This window comes from Blastococcus sp. SYSU DS0552 (genome assembly GCF_054050815.1).
Genome location: NZ_JBJHAB010000009.1, coordinates 24,580 through 43,535, shown reverse-complemented (window position 1 = coordinate 43,535; position 18,956 = coordinate 24,580). Strand labels below are relative to the sequence as shown.

The window sequence follows — 18,956 nt, the reverse complement described above, 5'->3', positions numbered from 1 at the left end:
GCGTCCACACCGCCGCGTAGGCGGGGGCGTCCAGGGCGGTGCTCAGCAGGTGCTCCGGGGGGAAGGTCAGCGGGGTGCCATGCGCAGCGCGCCGTCCATCCGGACGACCTCGCCGTTGAGGTAGCCGTTCTCGACGATCGCGAGCGCCAGCTCGGCGAAGTCGGCCGGGCGGCCGAGCCGCTTGGGGAAGGGTATGCCCGCCGAGAGGGCGGCCCGCGCCTCCTCGGGGAGCGAGCCCAGCAGGGGCGTGTCCACCAGCCCGGGGGCGATGGTGCAGACGCGGACGCCCACGCTGGACAGGTCGCGGGCCGCGGGCAGGGTCATGCCGACGACACCGCCCTTCGACGCCGAGTACGCCAGCTGGCCGATCTGGCCGTCGAAGGCGGCGATGGAGGCGGTGTTGACGACGACGCCGCGCTCGCCCTCCTCCCCCGGCTCGGTCTGCGACATCGCCGCCGCGGCCAGGCGCAGGACGTTGAACGTGCCGACCAGGTTGACGGCCAGCACCTTCTGGAACCCGCCGAGCTCGTGCGGCTCGCCGTTGCGGCCCACCGTGCGCTGGGCCAGCCCGATGCCGGCGCAGCTGACCGCGATCCGCAGCGGGCGGTCCTTGCCGGTGGCCTCGGCGACCGCGGCCTGCACCGAGGCCTCGTCGGTCACGTCGGTGCGGACGAACGTGGTGTGCCCGCCCAGCTCGGCGGCGAGCGCCTGCCCGCGCTCCTCGTTGAGGTCCATGATGGTGACCGCGGCCCCACGGGCGGCCAGTGCCCGGGTGGTGGCCTCCCCGAGCCCGGAGGCGCCCCCGCTGACCACTGCTGCGACGTCGAAGTTCTTCATGCCCGCAAGCTATCCCGGACGGCCTCCCCGCAGGGCCCCCGGGACGAGCTCGCGAGCGCTGGGGAGCAGAGGCGTCCTCCGTCAGGCGAAACGGCCGCCGTGGCTCTCCTGCACCGCGGCGAGCAGCTGCTTCACCCGCTCGGCGTCGGCGACCGGGCAGACCATGGTGACGTCGGCGGTGTGCACCACGACGCTGTCCCGCACGCCCACGAGGGCGACCAGGTGCCGCGGGTCGTCGCTGAACACGATGTTCCCCGCCCCGTCGAGCACGACGGCGAGGCCGCGGACGGCGTTGCCCGCGCCGTCGTGGTCCAGCGTGTGCGCCAGCGCCGGCCACGAGCCGACGTCCAGCCAGGCCACGTCCAGGTCGACCACGAGCACCCGTCCGGGCTCGGCGGCGGCCGGCTCGAGGACGGCGTAGTCGACGCTGATCTTCGGCAGGGTCGGGAAGACGTCGGCCAGCACCGCGTCCCGGCCCGGCCCGGCGGGCGCCGCGACGATCCGGGCGAGCCCCTCCGCCGACGCGGGGAGGTGGTCGGCGAGGGCGTCGAGCACCGTGCGGGCGCGCCAGACGAACATGCCCGAGTTCCACAGGTACTGCCCGGACGCCAGGTACCGCTCGGCGGTGGCGCGGTCGGGCTTCTCCCGGAACGACGCCGCCTCGGCCACGCCCGGCTGCCCGGTGGGCGCGCCACGCTGCACGTAGCCGAACCCGGTGGCCGGCGCGGTGGGCCGGATGCCGAGGGTGACCAGCGACCGGGGGCGGGTGGCGAGGGCGTCGTAGGCGGTGCGCAGCGCGTCGGCGAAGCGCTCCACCGGCCGGATCACGTGGTCGGCGCTGACGACGGCGAGCTCGGCGTCCGGGTCGACGTCCGCGACCAGCGCCGCCGTCAGCCCGACGGCGTTCGCGGTGTCGCGGGCGACCGGCTCGAGCACCAGCCGGTCGGCCCGCAGCTCCGGCAGCGCCGCCCGGCCCTGCCCGGCGTAGCGGGCCGCGGTGCACACCCAGATGCGCTCCGCGGGCAGCACCGCGCGCAGCCGGTCCCAGGCCTCCGCCAGCAGGCTGCGCGGCGCACCGTCCGGGCCGGCGACGACGTCGAGCAGCTGCTTGGGCCGGCCTTCCCGCGACAACGGCCACAGCCGCGTGCCCGAGCCGCCGGCCATGATCACCGCGTGGCGCACGTCAGCCCCCCTCGGCGCCGGTGCGCCGCGGGTCGGGCACGGCTGCCAGGTCGCGGGCCCGGCGCTGGAACCGGGCACCGGCCGCGACGCGCCCGCTGACGTAGGAGACCAGCATCCGGCCGCCGAGACCGGCGCGGAGGGCGGCGCGCAGCGGGGCGTGCCGCCGGCGTGGGTACTGCCCGGAGAGGTACCGCAGCGCGCTGGTGTGGTGCACCCGCTGCATCCGGTGCGGCTCCCGCCGGGTCGCGTGCCCGCCCTCGTGCTCGACGACGGCCGTGGGCACGTAGACGTGCAGCCACCCGGCGCGGGTGAGCCGCTCCGCGAGGTCGACGTCCTCGAAGTACATGAAGTAGCCGGGGTCGAACCCGCCCACCGACCAGAACGCCTCGAGGTCGACGAGCAGGCAGGAGCCGCTGAGCCAGCCGGCGGTCCGCTCCCGGGGGGCTTCGCGCTCGCGCCGGTATCGGGCGGTCCACGGGTTGCCCGGCCAGGCCCAGCCCAGCAGGGCGTGCCCCGCGCCGGTGGACAGCCGCGGCAGGTCGCGGGCCGAGGGGTACAGCTCACCCGCCGGCGTCATGATCGCCGGCCCGAGCGTGGCCGCCCGCGGCCAGCGGTCGGCCGCGGCGAGCAGTTCGTCCACCGACCCGGGCGAGAAGCGCAGGTCGGGGTTGGCGATCAGCGCCCGTCCGCTGCGGGCGTCGGCGAGCCCGGCGTTCGCCGCTGCCCCGTAGCCGATGTTCCCGCCGGTGCGCAGCACGCGTACGTGCGGGTACCGGGCCGCGGCGCGCTCCGGTGCCCCGTCGGTCGAGCCGTTGTCGGCCAGCACCACCTCGACCGGCCGTGTGGTGGCACCCGCCAGCGACGCCACGAAGTCCTCGAGCGCCGCGCCCGGCGAGTAGGTGACGGCGACGACGCGCAGGGGCGACGAGCCGGAGGCAGACGACACGGAGGACCACCCTAGGCACTGACCGCGGGCGAGCGCGGATGCGCGCCGCGGAGCGGTCTCCGGGGTGCGTGTGGTCAGTGTGACGGAACGGGTCGCTACGGCCGGGAAACCGCCGCTCCGTGGTCGTGCCCCTCCGGACCGACAGGTACCGTCGAGACCCGTGACCACCACAGGACCTGACCTCGTCGTCGTCGGCTCCGGCTTCTTCGGCCTCACCGTCGCAGAGCGGGTGGCCAGCCAGCTCGACAAGCGAGTGCTGGTCATCGACCGCCGCGACCACATCGGCGGCAACGCCTACTCCGCGCCCGAGCCGGAGACCGGCATCGAGGTGCACGTCTACGGCGCCCACCTGTTCCACACGTCCAACGAGCGGGTCTGGCAGTACGTCAACCGGTTCACCGAGTTCACGAACTACCAGCACAAGGTCTACTCGATCTACCAGGGCCAGACCTACTCCCTCCCGATGAACCTGGCCACCATCTGCCAGTACTTCGGCAAGAGCTTCTCCCCCTCCGAGGCGCGGGCCCTCGTGGCGGAGCAGGCCGGCGAGTTCGACACCGGCGAGGCGAAGAACCTCGAGGAGAAGGCGATCTCGCTGATCGGCCGCCCGCTGTACGAGGCGTTCATCCGCGGCTACACGAAGAAGCAGTGGCAGACCGACCCGACCGAGCTGCCCGCCGCCGTCATCGCCCGTCTGCCGGTGCGGTACACCTTCGACAACCGGTACTTCAACGACGCGTACGAGGGCCTGCCCAAGGACGGGTACACGGCCTGGCTCCAGCGGATGGCCGACCACCCGAACATCGAGGTGCGGCTGAACACCGACTACTTCGACGTCCGCGACGAGCTGCCCCGTGACGTCCCCACCGTGTTCACCGGGCCGATCGACAAGTACTTCGACTACGAGGCCGGGGAACTGGGCTGGCGGACGCTGGACTTCGAGACCGAGGTCCTCCCGATCGGCGACTTCCAGGGCACCTCCGTCATGAACTACGCCGACGAGGACGTCCCCTTCACCCGGATCCACGAGTTCCGCCACTTCCACCCCGAGCGGGACTACCCCACGGACAAGACCGTGGTCGTGCGGGAGTTCTCGCGGTTCGCGCAGACCGGCGACGAGCCCTACTACCCGATCAACACCCCCGAGGACCGCGCCAAGCTGGAGCGCTACCGCGAGCTCGCGGCCAAGGAGGCCGCCGAGAAGCGCGTTCTCTTCGGCGGTCGGCTGGGCACCTACAAGTACCTGGACATGCACATGGCCATCGGGTCGGCGCTGACCATGTTCGACAACCGCATCCGCCCCTTCTTCGACCAGGGCGGCGCCCTCGACGGCCGCCTGGAGGACTGAGCACCACATGACGACAACACATCAGACGGTGTCCCCGGAGCGGGTCAGCGAACCGACCGCCGCGGATCTGGCCGAGGGCAAGGCCGTCACGCTCCTCCAGCGCGTCATCATGCCGCGCCCGGGTGACCCGCTGAAGGTCCGCAGCCTCTACGTCGACGAGGAGCGGAACAAGCGGGTCAAGTCCACCACCCGCTCGGACGCGACCGTGGCCGCGGGCAGCGAGGTCTCCTTCGCGACCTACTTCAACGCCTTCCCGGCGAGCTACTGGCGCCGCTGGACGGTCCTGGAGCAGGTCGTCCTGCGCATGCGGCTCTCCGGCCCCGGCCGCGTCGACGTCTACCGCTCCAAGGCCGACGGCAGCATCATCCACGTCACCGGCACGACGACCACGGGCGAGGACCGCGCGCTCGAGTTCGAGCTGGAGCTCACCCCGTTCGAGGACGGCGGCTGGTACTGGTTCGACGTCACCGCCGACGACGCGCCGGTGACGGTGCACGAGGCCGACTGGTCCGCCGCGCGCGAGCCGGCCCACGAGACGCGCCTGTCGATCGGCATCTGCACCTTCAACCGGCCCGACGACTGTGTCTCCGCGCTCGCCGCGCTGGCCGGCGACCCCGTCGTCGACGGGCTGATCTCGCGCGTCATCGTCGCCGACCAGGGCACCAAGAAGGTCCGCGACGCGGGCGGCTTCGCCGACGCGGCCGCCGCCCTGGGCGACCGGCTGCTGCTGGTCGAGCAGCCCAACCTCGGCGGCAGCGGCGGGTTCTCCCGCACCATGCACGAGGCGCTGACCTCCACGGACGCGACGCACCACATCCTGCTCGACGACGACGTGCAGCTCGAGCCCGACAGCATCGCGCGGATGTTCGCCTTCGCCCGCTTCACCAAGAAGCCGATGCTGGTGGGCGGCCAGATGCTGGCCCTGCAGGACCGCTCGGTGCTGCACACCATGGGCGAGGTCGTCGCGCCGGACAAGTTCTTCTGGCGTGCGGCACCCAACACCGAGTACGCCCACGACTTCGCCAGGCGGAGCCTGCGGTCGACCCCCGCCCTGCACCGGCGGATCGACGTGGACTACACCGGGTGGTGGATGTGCCTGATCCCGCGCCAGGTCATGCAGGAGCTGGGCTTCGCTCTGCCGGTCTTCATCAAGTGGGACGACGCCGAGTACGGCATCCGCGCCGGAGAGCACGGCTACCCGACCGCGACGCTGCCGGGCGCGGCGGTGTGGCACCTGTCCTGGAGCGACAAGGACGACACCGCGGGGTGGCAGGCCTACTTCCACACCCGAAACCGGCTGGTCGCCGCGGCGCTGCACAGCCAGTACAAGCGGGGTGGCACGCTGCTGCGGGACACCTTCAAGTTCGACCTGAAGTTCCTGATCATGCTGCAGTACGCCACCGCGGCGCTGCACCACCGGGCGTACGACGACTTCCTCGCCGGCCCCGAGCGGCTCTTCCCGCTGCTGCCCACGGCCCTGCCGACGGCGCTGCGGCACCAGGGCGACTACCCCGACGGCCAGGTCATCGGCTCCTCGTCCGACCTGCCCCTGCCCTCGATGAGCCCGACGAAGGCCGAGCGGTTCATGAAGCCGCCGACGACGCCGACGACCATCACCCGCACCCTGGCCGCGGCGCTCGCCCACAACCTGCGCAGGCCGAAGCCGGACGCCGCCGAGCGCCCGCAGATGAACATCTCGGCGCAGGACGCCCGCTGGTTCCTGCTCGCCCGGCTCGACAGCGCGACGGTCGGGACCGCGGACGGTCGCGGGGTCACCTTCCGCCGCCGGGAGCCGGGGACGTTCTGGCAGATGCTGCGGCACTCGATCCGGGTGCACGTCAAGCTCTACCGCGAGTTCCCCCGGCTGTCCAAGCAGTACCGGGCGCACATGGAGCAGCTGACCAGCCAGCAGAGCTGGTCGAAGGCGTTCGACGGGGAGTTCACGCCGGGCGCGTGAGCTCCTCCCGCCGGCCGGCCCGGGTGAGGCGGCGCCATTCGCGCCACCCACCCGGGTCGCGGCGGGACACCAGGAAGAACCAGCCGAAGCGCACGGTCTCCAGCGGGCGCAGCCAGCGCATCCCCGGCTGAGCCATCAGGTACCCGCGGTTGCGGTAGGTGAAGTACCGCTTGACCTCGTTGCCCGGGTACTGCGCGGAGAGCTTCCCGCGCAGGATAGGCACGAACTCCGTCGTTCCCTCGGGGTGCAGGTAGGCCGCGGCGGTGCAGGTGCCGAACGGCAGCCCCGAGCGGAGCAGGCGACGGTGGATCTCCGTCTCGTCGCCGCGGAAGAACAGCCGGTAGTCGGGCACGCCCACCACGTCCAGCGCCTCGGCCCGGAACAGCGCGCCGTTGAAGAGCGAGGCGTAGCGGGGCAGCACCTCGATGCCGTCGAAGTCGCTGCGGCGGCGTCGCCACCGCAGCCCCCGGCGCAGCGGGAACGCCAGCCTCTCCGGGTCGGCGAGGTCGGTCACCAACGGCGACACCTCGGCCAGCCCGTGCTCGTGAGCCGTGGTCATCAGCGTGTCCAGCACGGTCCCGTCCGCCGGGCGGCCGTCGTCGTCGGCGCACCACACCCAGTCGGCCCCCAGCGCCAGGGCCTGCAGCATGCCGAGCGCGAAGCCGCCGGCCCCGCCCAGGTTGCGCTCGCTGGGCAGGTAGGTCGCCGGCAGCCCGCTGGCGCGCACGACCTCCGCCACGGCCCGGTCGGGCCCGTTGTCGACGACCACGACGTGGTCGACCGGCCGGCGCTGGCCCGCCAGCGCGGCCAGGCTCTCGGCCAGCAGCTCGGGCCGGTGCCGCGTGACGACGACGGCGACGACCTTCTCCGTCCCGGACCCGGCCGTCATGCCCGCTGCCCCTTGTAGGCCCGCAGGACGTCGTCCAGCTGCCCCTGCTGCTTGATCTGGCCGTGCTCCATCCAGATCGCGGTGTCGCAGAGCTCGCGGAGGAACTCGTCGGAGTGCGAGGCGAAGACCAGCAGACCGGAACGCTCCACCAGCTGCACCAGCCGCTGCTTGCTCTTCTCCAGGAAGGCCGCGTCCACCGCACCGATGCCCTCGTCGAGCAGCAGGATCTCCGGGTCGATGCTCGTGACGACCCCGAGAGCCAGGCGCACCCGCATACCAGTGGAGTACGTGCGCAGCGGCATGCGGAGGAAGTCGCCGAGCTCGGTGAAGTCGGCGATGTCGTCGACCCGGGCCTCCATCTGCTTGCGCGTCATGCCCAGGAAGAGGCCGCGGACCATGATGTTCTCGAGCCCGGAGATCTCCGGGTCCATGCCCACCCCGAGGTCGAAGACCGGCGCCACGCGCCCCCGGACCTCGGCGACACCGCGGGTCGGTTCGTAGATGCCCGACAGCAGTCGCAGCAGGGTGGACTTGCCGGCCCCGTTGTGGCCGACGAGCCCGACGCGGGCGCCGTGCTCGAGGGTGACGGTGATGTCGCGGAGGGCCTCGATGACGGGCACCTTGGCGGCGCTGTCGATGTGCCCGCCGACCACGCCCATGACGGTGTTCTTCAGCGACCGGCTCTTCGCGTCGAAGATCGGGAAGTCGACGCAGGCGTCCTTCGTGACGATGCTGACCGGGCCGGGTTTGATCTGGGACACGCTCACACCCAATAGGAGACGCGGGACCGGTAGCGGCGCAGCACGAACATCGTCAGCGCCCAGCCGACCACGGTGATGGCGAGGACGACCAGCCAGTACCGCAGCTGCTGGTCCTGACCGAGCAGCGGACGGCGGACGATCTCGAGGAAGTGCAGGAAGGGGTTGAACTCGGCCAGCCTGGCCCGCTCGGCGATGGCGGGGTTGGGGCTGTTGATCAGCTCGTCGTAGATCCAGACGATCGGCGTGAGGAAGAACATCAGCTGGACGATGCTCTGGGTGATCGGCAGGATGTCGCGGAACCGCGCCGTGACGACGCCGACGGCGAGGGCGACCCAGGCGCCGTTGAGGGCGAGCAGCACGAAGGCCGGCACGACGGCGAGCACCGTCCAGTGCAGCGGCTGCGGGAAGAACAGCAGCATGATCAGGTAGACGATCAGGTTGTGGGCGAGGAAGAGCGTCTGGCGCCAGATCAGCCGGTACACGTGGGTGGACAGCGGTGCCGGGAGGTGCTTGATCAGGCCCTCGTTGGCGATGAACACCTCCGACCCCTCGGTGATGCAGCCGCTGATGAAGCCCCACACGATGAAGCCCACGAGCACGTGCGGCAGCAACCGCTCCAGCGGGATGTCGAACAGCCCCGAGTAGAGGATCCCGAGCGCGACGGCCGTGACGGCCATGCTGATGGTGATCCAGACCGGCCCGAGGACCGAGCGCCGGTAGCGCTGCCGGATGTCCTGCCAACCGAGGTACCCCCACAGCGGCCGCTGCTCCCACCCGCGCCGGAGATCGGCAACGGCGGCAGACAGAGTCCGCCCGGTCGGTTGTGCCACTGTCACGAGCAGTCACGGTACCTGCGCACCGGAGCGGAACGGCGTCGGCTCGCGAGGCCGACGGGACCTGTTCGTCACACCCGTCCCGCCGGCCCCGCGCCTGTCGCTACGGCGCCGTGAGCACCCCGTTCTGGAACTCGGCCCGCTGCTGCGCCCCCACGACGACGGTGTCGGAGATCGGGTACCCCAGCGGCCCGGTCGTGCCGCCCTGCGCGAGGTAGGCGGCGTTCAGCTCGGTCCTCAGCACCCGCGCCTGGGTGGTTGCGGACCAGTAGATGGTGCCGCCCTGGAAGGAGGTCATGTAGCCCTGACCGCCGGGCGCCCGGGCGTCGCTCGTCGTCGGGAAGCCCAGAACTGCGGGGCCACCGGCCGCCCGGTAGGCGTCGAGGATGGCGCCGCGGACGATCTTCGTGCCTGTCGCCGGCGACCAGTACACCGCGCCGTACTCGAAGTCGACGACGTAGCCGCCGCCGCCGGGCACCAGCGCGTCACTCGTCCTCGGATAACCCAGTGAGCCGCGGACCCCACCGTTGTCCATCCAGGTGCTGTGGATCGCGCCGCGGACCACGTGCGCCCCCGTCGTGGCCGACCAGTAGATCTCGGCGTACTGGAACGCCGTCTTGTAGCCGCGGCCGTCCCCAGCCGGGGCGTCGTTGCCGGTCGGGAAGCCGAGCGCCTGCGGTCCGCCCGCCGCCCGGTACGTGGCCAGGATCGCGCCGCGCACGACCTTGGTCCCCGCCGCCGGCGACCAGTAGAGCGACCCGCCCTCGAAATCGACGACGTAGCCACCGCCACCGGGCGCGAGGGCATCGCTCGTGATCGGGTAGCCGAGGTAGCCCTTGGAGCCGCCCAGCTGCATCCAGGTGGTGTGGATGGCGCCGCGCACCACGTGAGCACCGGTGGTCGACGACCAGAAGATGTCGGCGTACTGGAAGGTGGTCTTGAACCCGCGACCGTCACCGGCCGGGCTGTCGTTTCCGGTCGGGTACCCGAGTGCGGGAGGACCGCCGGCCGCCCGGTACGTCGCCAGGATCGCCCCGCGCACGATCTTGGCCTGGGTCGCGGCCGACCAGTACACCGAGCCGCCTTGGAAGTCGACGACGAAGCCCTTGCCGCCGGGGGCGAGGGCGTCATCCGTCGTCGGGAAGCCCAGGTAGCCGGTGGCACCGCCTGCCGCCTTCCAGGTGTCCAGGATCGCCCCGCGGACGATCCTGGCGCCGGTCGCGGCGGACCAGTACAGCTCACCGCGCTGGAAGGCGCCCGTCTCGCCGTTGCCGATCGTCCGGGAGTCGCTGGTCGGGTAGCCGTACCCGCGTGGTCCGCCGGCCGCCTTCCACGAGGTGAGGATCTGGCCACGGAGGATCCGAGCATCGGTCGCCGCCGACCAGTAGATCTCGCCCCGCTCGAACGGGGTCATGAACCCACCGCCGGCGGCCGGCTGGTCGTCGCCGGTCGGGTAGCCGAGCGCGGCCGGGCCGCCGGCCTTCTTGTAGGCGGCCAGGATGGCACCCTTCACGACCTTGACCTCGTGGGCCGCCGACCAGTACAGGTCGCCCCACTCGAACGGCGTCATGAACCCGCCGCCGGCCGCGCTCTGGTCGTCGCCGGTCGGGTAGCCGAGCCCCTGGGGGCCGCCGAGCGCCCGGTAGCGGGCCAGCAGCGCACCGCGGACGACGTGGGCACCGGTGTTCGGCGACCAGTAGAGCGAGCCGTGCTGGAAGTCGACGACGAAGCCCCGTCCGCCGGGGGCGAGGGCGTCGGTCGAAGAGGGGTAACCGAGAGAACCGGTCGGCCCGCCCATGGCGTACCACTTGGCGAGGATCTCCCCGCGCACGATCTGCGCGCCGGTGCTGGGGGACCAGTAGATGTCCCCCCACTGGAACGTCGTCAGGTAGCCGCCACCGCCGGGCGCCAGGGCGTCGTCACCGGTGGGGTAGCCGTTGCCGCCGGGGCCCCCGGCACGCAGGTAGCGGTCCAGGATCGCCCCCCGGACCACGCGGGCACCGGTGACGGGGTGCCAGAAGATGTGGCCGCCCTGATAGGGCCGCCAGCAGCCACCGTAGGGCTGGTCGCAGAGCGCATCACCGGTCGACGCCCCGAGATCGACGCCGATGGCCTTCAGGGCGTTGTACTTATCGACGATCTGCGAGCCGCCCGAGGACTGGGTCGAGCCGAACCAGTCGACGAAGTACTGGTAGAAGTTCCGGTTGCCATAGGCCGAGCACACGTCGCCGGTGCCGTAGCCAGCGCGCAGCGCGGCGTCGTTCGGAACGTAGGGCGTGTAGTTGTACAGGCCGGCGGTCGCCTGGTTCTCGATGAACACCGACGCCTTGCCGCACCCGGCATTGTTGGCCTGGTAGGAGATGTAGTTCGTCCGGCCCGCCACGTAGCCGTACTTGGTCGGGTTGGCCTGGTAGAGCTTGAACTGGCGCGAGGCCATGTACACCTGGTTGAAGAAGCCGTTCCAGGTGGCATCGCAACCGGCCGGGGTGTCGGGGCAGCCGTACCCCATGGCCTTGCGCAACTGGTCGTGGGACGGGGTCGCATCGGTGACCAGCCCCTGCTCCTTCTGCAGGATCACCAGAAGGGCCTGCGGATTGATGCCGCAGGCCTTGGCGACCTTGTAGATGACCCACGCCGCGGTCTCCTGACCACCACCGTGGTACGTGCCGCACGGGCTGGAGGTGCGGGTGAAGGTGTCCACCCGGAGGCTGCGCAGGCCGGAGTTCTTGCTGGTGAGGAAAGCCTGGATCTGGTCGGCGCTCATCGTCGAGGTGTCGTAGAAGACGCCGTCGCTGACGATGTTGCCGGCGTTGAAGCGTTTGAGGTCGGCCGCCTCCCGCAACTGGGTGTCGGCCGGCCCGACGAGGGAGCCGCCGAGGACGGCGGCAAGGCCGAGGACAAACAGGGCGACGACGCCCGTGCGGAGCCGGGTGATCACGGGACCACCACCGTGAAAGTCGCCGACTCGCCGGCCGAGGTCGGCGAGCGGTAGGTCAGGGTCGCCGACCACTCGCCAGAGGACAGCCGGTCCCCGGGCACGCGGATCTCACCGCAACTGGTGGTGCGGGCATCGGGCACACCGTCGGAGCTGCCCTCGGCCGAGACGCCGTTCCTCGTCAGCGTGGCGGTGCAGGTGCCGCCGCCCTCGATCACGCCACTCACGACCCCGCCGACGACCACCCCCGCGGTCGGTCGGTCCCAGCCCGAGTACGTGGGACTCACGTCGACTGCGCGCGGCGCCGCCGACGGCGTGGCGGCAGGGGTGGGGGGCGCGGCCGATGGAACCGGGGTCGTTTCGCCGTCGTGCTCGTCCTGGTCGCCCCCGCCATCCACCGGGTCGCCCGCCACGGTGCCCCCGCCGTCCATCGACCCGTCGTAGCGCGGATCAGCGGCTGCGTTCGCCTCGGCCTCGGACGTCCCGTTCGGCTGGGCGCCCCCGGAGCGCAGCCAGACCCAGGCCCCGCCGGCGATGACGAGGACCAGGACCAGGACCAGGACCAGGAGACTGGGCAGGCTGAGGCGCATGGCGGTACGGGACATGACAACTCCCAGAGCGACCGACGGTGGTGCCGGTCATCGGCGTCGAGACGGTCCATGTGCGCGGCTCGCGCCGACGACTATCAGAACGTGATCAGTAAATTACCTGGCGTGACAGAGTAGTGGTGGGAGCGACGCCGGCCGCACCGGTCGCGTGTCGCCCAGGAGGTGCTTCTGCTGCCACCCGTCGCAGTGGTGCAGGAATGCCGCCGCGCGACCAGTAGGCGGCGGCAATCGGGGCCACCATCGCCTGGGGCTCGTTCGCGGCCGACCAGTGGATGTCGCCACCTTGGACCGGACCGATGCGCCACGGCCGCCCCTGGTCCATGCGTCACTCGTGGTCGGAAGCGCAACGGCCGGGAGTTCCCCCACTGGCTCAGAGATGGTCGACAGGGAGGCCCGACGACCTGGGTTCCGGCGGCGGGTGCCCAGCAAACGCTGCCGTGCTGGAACTTCCAGCAGACGCTGCCGTGCTGGAACGAGACGAAGAACTCGACTCCACTCGGGTGTGCGGGTGCGGGCACCGTCGGAGGCGCACCGAGGGCCGCAGGCCCGCTCATCGCCAGGTAGGTGGAGGACCCATCCGCGCACCACCGGACGGCGCCGACGGCCGAGGAGTACAACCGCGCGCCGGTGCAGCCGCCCGCCGACCCCAGCCGGGAGGCGACCAGGGCGCGGATCTCGGGCATCCGGGGGAAGCCGGCGTCACCCGGGCAGGGCCTCCTCTGCGTCCTCCGGTGAGCGCCGATCGTCGCCACGGGCACCCGGACGCCGCAGGTGCACCGGCCGTGCTCTCCCACCAGAGGTCAGCTGCCCCCAGCGGCCTCAAGCAGGCGGGGCCGTACCGCAGTCGCCGATCATCGAGCTGCCGAACGTCCCGTTGTCGGCTTCCACCGGCGTGGGCACCGACAACAGGGCGCGCAGGGCCGCCCTACCTCCCCTGCGCCGGCGCAGGGCGTCAGGGACTCGGCACGAGCACGATGATGGACCACCCGGACGGGGCGGCGAAGGTCGCCAGGACGGACGGGAGTCGGCGCACGGCGCGGTTCCCTCTTGCACCACGCACATCCCATCGGCGGCCGACGACGCGTCCTCCTCGGCCCATCGTCAACAGCACCCGTCCCTTCGAGCCGGCGCCGCCGCTTTCGGCAGCCGACGAGATCAGGGGGTGTGTGACAGGTGCGGCTGGTGCTCAGCGCGAGACGAGGCGGGCGGCACGTGCTGCGGAGATGGCACTTCTTGCGTGTCGGAGAGCTGAGCGACTCATGGAGCGCGCCTACCGTTGCCAACGTCGACGCGCAGAGCGCCACAACCTGACCAACCCGGCGTCCACGGGGCGCCCGCGCCCTCGGACCGGCGCACAACACCCGCAGTGAGGACCACGTGAGCCGAGACCGGAACGAGCACGGCCGACCAGCAGGCCGACCGCTGCCCCCGCGCCTCGACCCCCGCGCGGGCCAGCCACGCCGTCCGCGGGCGACCGCGGCCCCGGAGGGCTACGGGGCCGACGCCCAGCCTCCCCGACGCCGTGGCCACCGTGCCGCGGTCGCCGCGCGCGCCATCGCCGGGGTCCTCGCAGTCAGCCTGCTCGCCGGGTCCGGCTGGGGCTGGTACCTCGGCCAGGTGGCGTCCGCGACGGTGAACCGCACCGATGCCATCCCCAGCGAGGGCAACGAGGGCAACGGCGGCGCCGGCGAGGCCATGAACCTGCTGCTCGTCGGCAACGACAGCCGGGCCGCGCTGACCGAGCAGCAGCTGACCGACCTCAACGCAGGCATCGACTCGGGCATCAATACCGACACGATGATCCTGGTTCACGTGCCGGCCGACGGATCCCGCGCCTCGTTCGTCTCCTTCCCCCGCGACTCGTACGTGAAGATTCCCGGCCACGGCTGGGACCGGCTGAACGCCGCATACGCCTACGGCCGGATGAACGCCCCTTCCGGCGCCTCCGAGGAAGCCCGCTCCGCACAGGGCTCCCAGCTGCTGGTGCAGACCATCAGCGGGCTCACCGGTCTGCAGATCGACCACTACGCCGAGGTCGACCTGCTCGGCTTCTTCGAGCTGTCCAACGTCGTCGGTGGTGTCGAGATCAACCTGTGCAAGGCGGTCGACGACCGCGAGTGGTCGGGGGCGTACTTCCCGGCCGGGGTGCAGACGATCAGCGGCGCCGACGCGTTGAAGTTCGTCCGGCAGCGGCACGGCTTCGGACCCCAGGGCCGAGGTGACTTCGACCGGATCGTCCGCCAGCAGGTGTTCCTCGGCGGGGTGCTGCGGAAGATGCTGTCCGAGGACGTCCTGCTCGACCTGGGCAAGCAGCGTGCCCTCGTGCAGGCCGCAGCCGACGCGCTGACCGTCGACCGGGACCTGGACCTGCTGCAGCTGGCCCAGCAGATGCAGTCGGTGACCGCCGACAGCATCGAGTTCCAGACCGTGCCGAACCGCGGGACCGGCGAGGAGGACGGCAAGTCGATCGTCCGGCTGGAGGACGAGGCCGCGCTGCACAGGTTCTTCGCCGACCTCTCGGCCGAACCCGAGCCCGAGACCGCCGCCACCCCCGAGGCCCCGCAGACGGTCGCCCCCGCCGCGGTGACGGTCGACGTCTACAACGGGTCGGGCACCTCAGGCCTGGCAGCGACAGCCGCCTCGGCCCTGACCACGGCCGGCTTCCTGGTGGGCACGACCGGCAACGCCTCGTCGATGGACCACGAGCAGACCGAGATCCGGTTCGCCGCCGGGGACGAGGCCCTGGCCACCACCGTCGCCGCCGCGATCCCGGGCGCGGTGAGCAAGATGAGCGACGACGCGACCAGCGGCACCGTGCAGCTGGTCCTGGGCAGCGACTTCAACGGCGTGGGTCAGGCGGTCACCCCACCGGCCCCTGCCCCGGTGGTCGAGGGCCAGGACGCCCGGACCGCGGCGGACACCACCTGCATCAACTGACGTCGCCGCCGTGCCGCCCCTTCCGGGGACCCCGAGCGCCACGGCAGGTCCGGTGACACGCTGGGACCGTGCCCGCCACCCTGCCAGCTGACCTGCTCACCTCCGTCGTCCGACGGGACGGCGCCGCCCCCCTGCTGACGCAGTACGACGACGCCACCGGGGAGCGGGTGGAGCTCTCGGCGATCACCCTTGCGAACTGGGTGGCCAAGACCGCCAACCTCCTCCAGGAGGAGTTCGACGTGGCACCCGGCAGCAGGGTGGCGGTGGCACTGCCGGTGCACTGGCAGACCGCGGCCGTCCTGCTGGCCGCCTGGAACTGCGGTGCAACCGTCGTCGAGACCGCGGCGGAGGACGACGGCCGGCTGGACGACACCGACGTCGTCCTGGCCGCGCAGGACCGGCTGCCGGCTCTGGAGGAGCTGGACCTGCCAGAACTGCTGGGCCTGTCGCTCCACCCGCTCGGCATGGGCATGTCCGGCTACGCCGGGCCTGCCCGGGACTTCGCCCTCGAGGTGCGTGCACACGGGGACGTCTTCCACCCGTGGCAGGAACCCGACCCAGCCACCCCGGGGCTGCGCGCCGGCGGCCTGGAGCTGACCCTCGGCGGCGTGGTCGAGGCCGCTGGGGAGCTGGCCGACCGCCTGGGCCTGCGTGCGGGCGACCGCATCCTCGTCGACGAGGCGACCGCCACGGAGACCGGCCCGGTCGCCTGGCTCCTGGCCCCGCTCGCCGCCGGGGCCTCGATCGTGCTGGTCCGCGCCCCGGACCCCGCGCTGCTGCCGGCCCGCGCGGCCGCCGAGCGGATCACCGCGACGCTGGGGCCGAAGGTCGACGGCGTCCGCGAGCTGGGCCGGCCGCCCGCCTGACCGCGTCGCGACCGGCTGCCCGCGCCTGTGGACGCAGCGCCCCGGAACAGCAGTGGCCACGACGCCGGGAGGACGTCGTGGCCACTGCCCCCGGGAGATCAGCCGGGCGGACGGTTCAGCGGAAGTACTGCTGCACGACCCGCCGGGCCATCGCGACGGCGTAGCTCTGCCCCCGGTCCTGCGGGTAGATCTGCGACATCGTGGCGAGGACGACCCCGGGCATCGATGTCTCGTGCGGCGGGATCGATTCCCGGTAGTCCGGGGTGACGACGGGCTGGGCGAAGGGCGCGCGCGAGAAGTGCCAGTCCTTCACCCACGACAGGTCGAAGTCCGGGTTCAGCTTGCGCAGCCACGGCTCGTACTGCTTCAGCAGCTCGGCGGGGTCGGTGGTGTAGCGCCAGTCGTCGCGCGGCACGTAGTTGCCGACGTACACGACGTGCCGGCCGCCGTAGTCGGACCTGGAGACCATGTTGGTGTGCTCGACGACGGCCAGGAACGGGAACGAGGTGTCGTTGACGTTCAGCCAGTAGTACGGGATCACGCTGCGGTCGCACTCGAGCACGAAGCAGGTGGCGCCGAGGTACTCCGCCCGCTGGAGGGCATCCTCCGGTGCAGCGCCCGCGGCCTGCGCGAACACCGGCTGGGGGACGGTCACCAGGACCTTGTCGTACTCGTACTGCGCGCCGTCCTCCGTCCGGACCTGGACGGGGCCGGCCGGGTCGGGCTGCGCGATGTGCGCCAGCCGCTTGCCGAGCTCCACCTTGCCGCCCCGCTGCTCCACCGCCTGCAGCAGCCCGTCGTACACCTGGTGGAACCCGCCGTCCATGTAGCCCAGCTTGAACGTGCGGTAGTGGATGCGGGCCCACAGCCAGGCCATGGAGATCTCCGACGCCCGCGACCCGAACTTGCCGGTGAGCAGGGGCTCCCAGATCACCTCGCTGGCCCGTCGGCCGGCCCAGCGGTGCACCCAGTCGAGCGCGCGGCGGTCGCCCAGGCGCTCGCCGTTCCGGATGACCTTCAGCATCGCCGACGACGCACCGAAGCGGACGCGGTCGATCAACCGCAGCGGCGGGAACTTCAGCATCTCCAGGGGCGTGGAGAAGTCGTGCAGCCGGCCGTCGTGGTAGATGCCGGTCGTGGTCGAGTGGAACGTCAGCTTCGGCCCCAGCCCGAGCTCCTCGATCAGGTCGATCATGGCGCGGTCGGTCTCGAAGATGTGGTGGTAGTAGCGCTCCAGGGGCGTGCCCTGCACCACCAGCGAACCGGCCAGCCCGCCGATCTCGTCCGCGCCCTCGAGGACGGTGACGTCGTGCCCGTCCTTGACCAGGTCGTACGCCGCGGTGAGGCCCGTGGCGCCGGCACCGATGATGCCGATCTTCATCCGAAACTCCATCTCTTGTTGAGGACGAACTGGAAGATCGCGACGATCGGCATCGAGACGACCTTGACGATGTTCGCGTCCACCCCCAGCCAGGTGTGGAAGGCCAGGAGCAGCACCGCGACGAGCGCGATGCCGAGCAGGCCCACCGAGTAGAACCGGGCGAACCGGCGGAGCATCCCGTCCCGCTTGCGGAAGTTCAGGTAGCTGTTGAGCAGGAAGTTGTTCGTGATGCCCGCCGAGGTGCTCAACGCCGTCGCGAGCTGCTCGTGCATCCCCACCACGTTGTAGAGGACGAGGAAGAGGACCAGGTCGAGCAGGACGCCCGAGACCCCGATCAGCTGGTAGACGAAGAACTGCCGGTGGCGCTGCCAGAGCTCACGCGCCGGCGCGCGAAGCCTGCTGTCCGCCGTCGCCATGGTCCACCACCTTCTCCACGATGTAGAGCGGGCGTGCCTGCACCTCGGTGTAGATGCGTCCGACGTAGGAGCCGATGACCCCCAGCGACAGCATCTGCACCCCGCCCAGGAAGAGCACCATGATCATCAGGAGGGTCCAGCCGGGGACCGAGACGTCGGGGAAGAACAGCCGCAACCCGACTGCGTAGAGGATGCCGAGGACGGCGAGGACGACCGTGCCCAGGCCGAGCCGGGTGATCATCTTCAGCGGGACCGTGGAGAAGCTGGTGACGCCGTCGGCGGCGAGCCGGAGCATCTTCGGCAGCGGGTAGTTCGTCTCGCCCGACGTCCGCTCGTCGCGGTCGAAGGGCACGGCCGCCTGCTTGAAGCCCAGCGAGGCCACCAGCCCGCGCACGAAGCGGTTGCGCTCCCGGTGCGAGCGCAGCAGGTCCGTGGTTGCCCGGTCCATCAGCCGGAAGTCGCCGGTGTCCACCGGGATCTCGATGTCGGCGAACCGGTGCAGGAGCCGGTAGTAGGCGTGCGCCGTGAAGCGCTTCATCGGCGTGTCCTTGCGACTGCGCCGCTGCGCGTACACGATCTGGGCGCCGCCCTCCCACGCCTTGATGAGCTCCAGGCTCACCTCGGGCGGGTCCTGCAGGTCGGTGTCCATGACGATGATCGCGTCGCCCCGGGCGTAGTCGAGGCCCGCCGTGATCGCCATCTGGTGGCCGAAGTTGCGGGAGAAGTTGACCACCCGGACCTGCTCGCAGGACTCGGCGATCTTCTCCAGGATCTCCAGCGACGCGTCCCGGGAGCCGTCGTTCACGTAGACGAACTCGAAGTCCAGGTCCGGCCGTTCCCGCGAGGCGGCGAACAGCCGGTCGTGGAACTTCTCGATCCCGTCGGCCTCGTTGTAGACGGGGAGCACGTAGGAGACGAGCCGTCGGTGCGGTGGTTCCGTCACCACGGCCCGGGCCTCAGGTGTGTGGTCGGGTTCGATGACAGGGGTCGCCATTGCGGCCTTCCGTGGTCGTGTCGTCGCCCGGCGTAGCCGGGTCGTTCGATCGTCGCAGCTGAGCAG

At 71.6% G+C, this 18,956-nt stretch carries 15 protein-coding genes; 4 read left to right on the top strand and 11 right to left on the bottom strand.

Features of this window, described 5'->3' with window-relative positions:
* Positions 1 to 66: 66 nt before the first annotated feature.
* From ACI8AG_RS10970 to ACI8AG_RS10960, 3 genes are all read right to left on the bottom strand, one after another.
* Positions 67 to 837 carry an SDR family NAD(P)-dependent oxidoreductase gene (locus ACI8AG_RS10970; RefSeq protein WP_456589949.1) on the bottom strand — a complete coding sequence of 257 codons (771 nt, stop codon included), beginning with the start codon at positions 835 to 837 and terminating at the stop codon, positions 67 to 69.
* Positions 838 to 918: 81 nt separating this feature from the next.
* Entirely contained in the window at positions 919 to 2,019 is a 1,101-nt protein-coding gene (locus ACI8AG_RS10965; RefSeq protein ID WP_456597073.1) for a mannose-1-phosphate guanylyltransferase, read from the bottom strand.
* A gap of 1 nt (position 2,020) precedes the next feature.
* Positions 2,021 to 2,965 (bottom strand): glycosyltransferase, encoded by a 945-nt coding sequence (locus ACI8AG_RS10960; RefSeq protein WP_456597072.1) that lies wholly within the window; start codon positions 2,963 to 2,965, stop codon positions 2,021 to 2,023.
* Positions 2,966 to 3,125: 160 nt separating this feature from the next.
* Here ACI8AG_RS10960 and glf point away from each other — a divergent pair, with 160 nt between their 5' ends.
* Together glf and ACI8AG_RS10950 are read left to right on the top strand one after the other, a co-directional pair.
* On the top strand, positions 3,126 to 4,313 hold the full coding sequence (glf, locus tag ACI8AG_RS10955; RefSeq protein WP_456589952.1) for a UDP-galactopyranose mutase: 1,188 nt from the start codon (positions 3,126 to 3,128) through the stop codon (positions 4,311 to 4,313).
* A 7-nt stretch (positions 4,314 to 4,320) separates the two neighbouring features.
* A complete protein-coding gene (locus ACI8AG_RS10950) occupies positions 4,321 to 6,270 on the top strand; it encodes a glycosyltransferase (RefSeq protein ID WP_456597071.1) in 1,950 nt (649 codons plus the stop codon).
* Here the strand turns inward: ACI8AG_RS10950 and glfT1 are convergent.
* The 5 genes from glfT1 to ACI8AG_RS10925 all read right to left on the bottom strand — a co-directional run bounded on the left by glfT1 (position 6,254) and on the right by ACI8AG_RS10925 (position 12,293).
* Positions 6,254 to 7,159: a galactofuranosyltransferase GlfT1 gene (gene glfT1 / locus ACI8AG_RS10945; protein ID WP_456597070.1), complete on the bottom strand. Its 906-nt coding sequence runs from the start codon at positions 7,157 to 7,159 to the stop codon at positions 6,254 to 6,256. The two genes, ACI8AG_RS10950 and glfT1, sit on opposite strands and share 17 nt — an antisense overlap.
* Positions 7,156 to 7,920 (bottom strand): galactan export ABC transporter ATP-binding subunit Wzt/RfbE, encoded by a 765-nt coding sequence (gene wzt / locus ACI8AG_RS10940; RefSeq protein ID WP_456597069.1) that lies wholly within the window; start codon positions 7,918 to 7,920, stop codon positions 7,156 to 7,158. The genes glfT1 and wzt overlap by 4 nt, the downstream gene beginning before the upstream one ends.
* Positions 7,921 to 7,922: 2 nt before the next feature.
* The gene (gene wzm, locus ACI8AG_RS10935; protein ID WP_456589956.1) at positions 7,923 to 8,756 is read right to left on the bottom strand and encodes a galactan export ABC transporter permease subunit Wzm/RfbD; all 834 of its coding nucleotides are present in this window, start codon (positions 8,754 to 8,756) and stop codon (positions 7,923 to 7,925) included.
* A 100-nt stretch (positions 8,757 to 8,856) separates the two neighbouring features.
* Positions 8,857 to 11,691, bottom strand: coding sequence for a hypothetical protein (locus tag ACI8AG_RS10930; RefSeq protein WP_456597068.1), 2,835 nt, complete (start codon positions 11,689 to 11,691; stop codon positions 8,857 to 8,859).
* Positions 11,688 to 12,293 carry a hypothetical protein gene (locus ACI8AG_RS10925; protein WP_456597067.1) on the bottom strand — a complete coding sequence of 202 codons (606 nt, stop codon included), beginning with the start codon at positions 12,291 to 12,293 and terminating at the stop codon, positions 11,688 to 11,690. Before ACI8AG_RS10925 ends, ACI8AG_RS10930 begins: the two co-directional genes overlap by 4 nt.
* A 1,380-nt stretch (positions 12,294 to 13,673) precedes the next feature.
* On the opposite strand from ACI8AG_RS10925, the gene ACI8AG_RS10920 reads away from it, so the two are divergent.
* Entirely contained in the window at positions 13,674 to 15,233 is a 1,560-nt protein-coding gene (locus ACI8AG_RS10920; RefSeq protein WP_456597066.1) for an LCP family protein, read from the top strand.
* Between the two features lie 68 nt (positions 15,234 to 15,301).
* The gene (locus tag ACI8AG_RS10915) at positions 15,302 to 16,099 is read left to right on the top strand and encodes a TIGR03089 family protein (RefSeq protein ID WP_456597065.1); all 798 of its coding nucleotides are present in this window, start codon (positions 15,302 to 15,304) and stop codon (positions 16,097 to 16,099) included.
* 115 nt (positions 16,100 to 16,214) lie between these two features.
* Here ACI8AG_RS10915 and ACI8AG_RS10910 read toward each other — a convergent pair whose 3' ends face one another.
* Genes ACI8AG_RS10910 through ACI8AG_RS10900 form a run of 3 tightly spaced genes read right to left on the bottom strand, consistent with a single transcriptional unit; the run spans position 16,215 to position 18,890 of the window.
* The gene (locus tag ACI8AG_RS10910) at positions 16,215 to 17,480 is read right to left on the bottom strand and encodes an NAD(P)/FAD-dependent oxidoreductase (protein ID WP_456597064.1); all 1,266 of its coding nucleotides are present in this window, start codon (positions 17,478 to 17,480) and stop codon (positions 16,215 to 16,217) included.
* Complete coding sequence (locus ACI8AG_RS10905) at positions 17,477 to 17,896, bottom strand: GtrA family protein (protein WP_456597063.1); 420 nt, start codon at positions 17,894 to 17,896, stop codon at positions 17,477 to 17,479. Before ACI8AG_RS10905 ends, ACI8AG_RS10910 begins: the two co-directional genes overlap by 4 nt.
* Positions 17,856 to 18,890 carry a glycosyltransferase family 2 protein gene (locus ACI8AG_RS10900; RefSeq protein WP_456597062.1) on the bottom strand — a complete coding sequence of 345 codons (1,035 nt, stop codon included), beginning with the start codon at positions 18,888 to 18,890 and terminating at the stop codon, positions 17,856 to 17,858. Before ACI8AG_RS10900 ends, ACI8AG_RS10905 begins: the two co-directional genes overlap by 41 nt.
* Positions 18,891 to 18,956 lie beyond the last annotated feature (66 nt).

Excerpts from the sequence above, each read along its gene's own strand:
- ACI8AG_RS10970 (WP_456589949.1), bottom strand. The coding sequence starts at position 837 with ATGAAGAACTTCGACGTCGCAGCAGTGGTCAGCGGGGGCGCCTCCGGG.
- ACI8AG_RS10905 (WP_456597063.1), bottom strand. The coding sequence starts at position 17,896 with ATGGCGACGGCGGACAGCAGGCTTCGCGCGCCGGCGCGTGAGCTCTGG.
- ACI8AG_RS10925 (WP_456597067.1), bottom strand. The coding sequence starts at position 12,293 with ATGTCCCGTACCGCCATGCGCCTCAGCCTGCCCAGTCTCCTGGTCCTG.
- glfT1 (WP_456597070.1), bottom strand. The coding sequence starts at position 7,159 with ATGACGGCCGGGTCCGGGACGGAGAAGGTCGTCGCCGTCGTCGTCACG.
- ACI8AG_RS10950 (WP_456597071.1), top strand. The coding sequence starts at position 4,321 with ATGACGACAACACATCAGACGGTGTCCCCGGAGCGGGTCAGCGAACCG.
- ACI8AG_RS10910 (WP_456597064.1), bottom strand. The coding sequence starts at position 17,480 with ATGAAGATCGGCATCATCGGTGCCGGCGCCACGGGCCTCACCGCGGCG.
- ACI8AG_RS10900 (WP_456597062.1), bottom strand. The coding sequence starts at position 18,890 with ATGGCGACCCCTGTCATCGAACCCGACCACACACCTGAGGCCCGGGCC.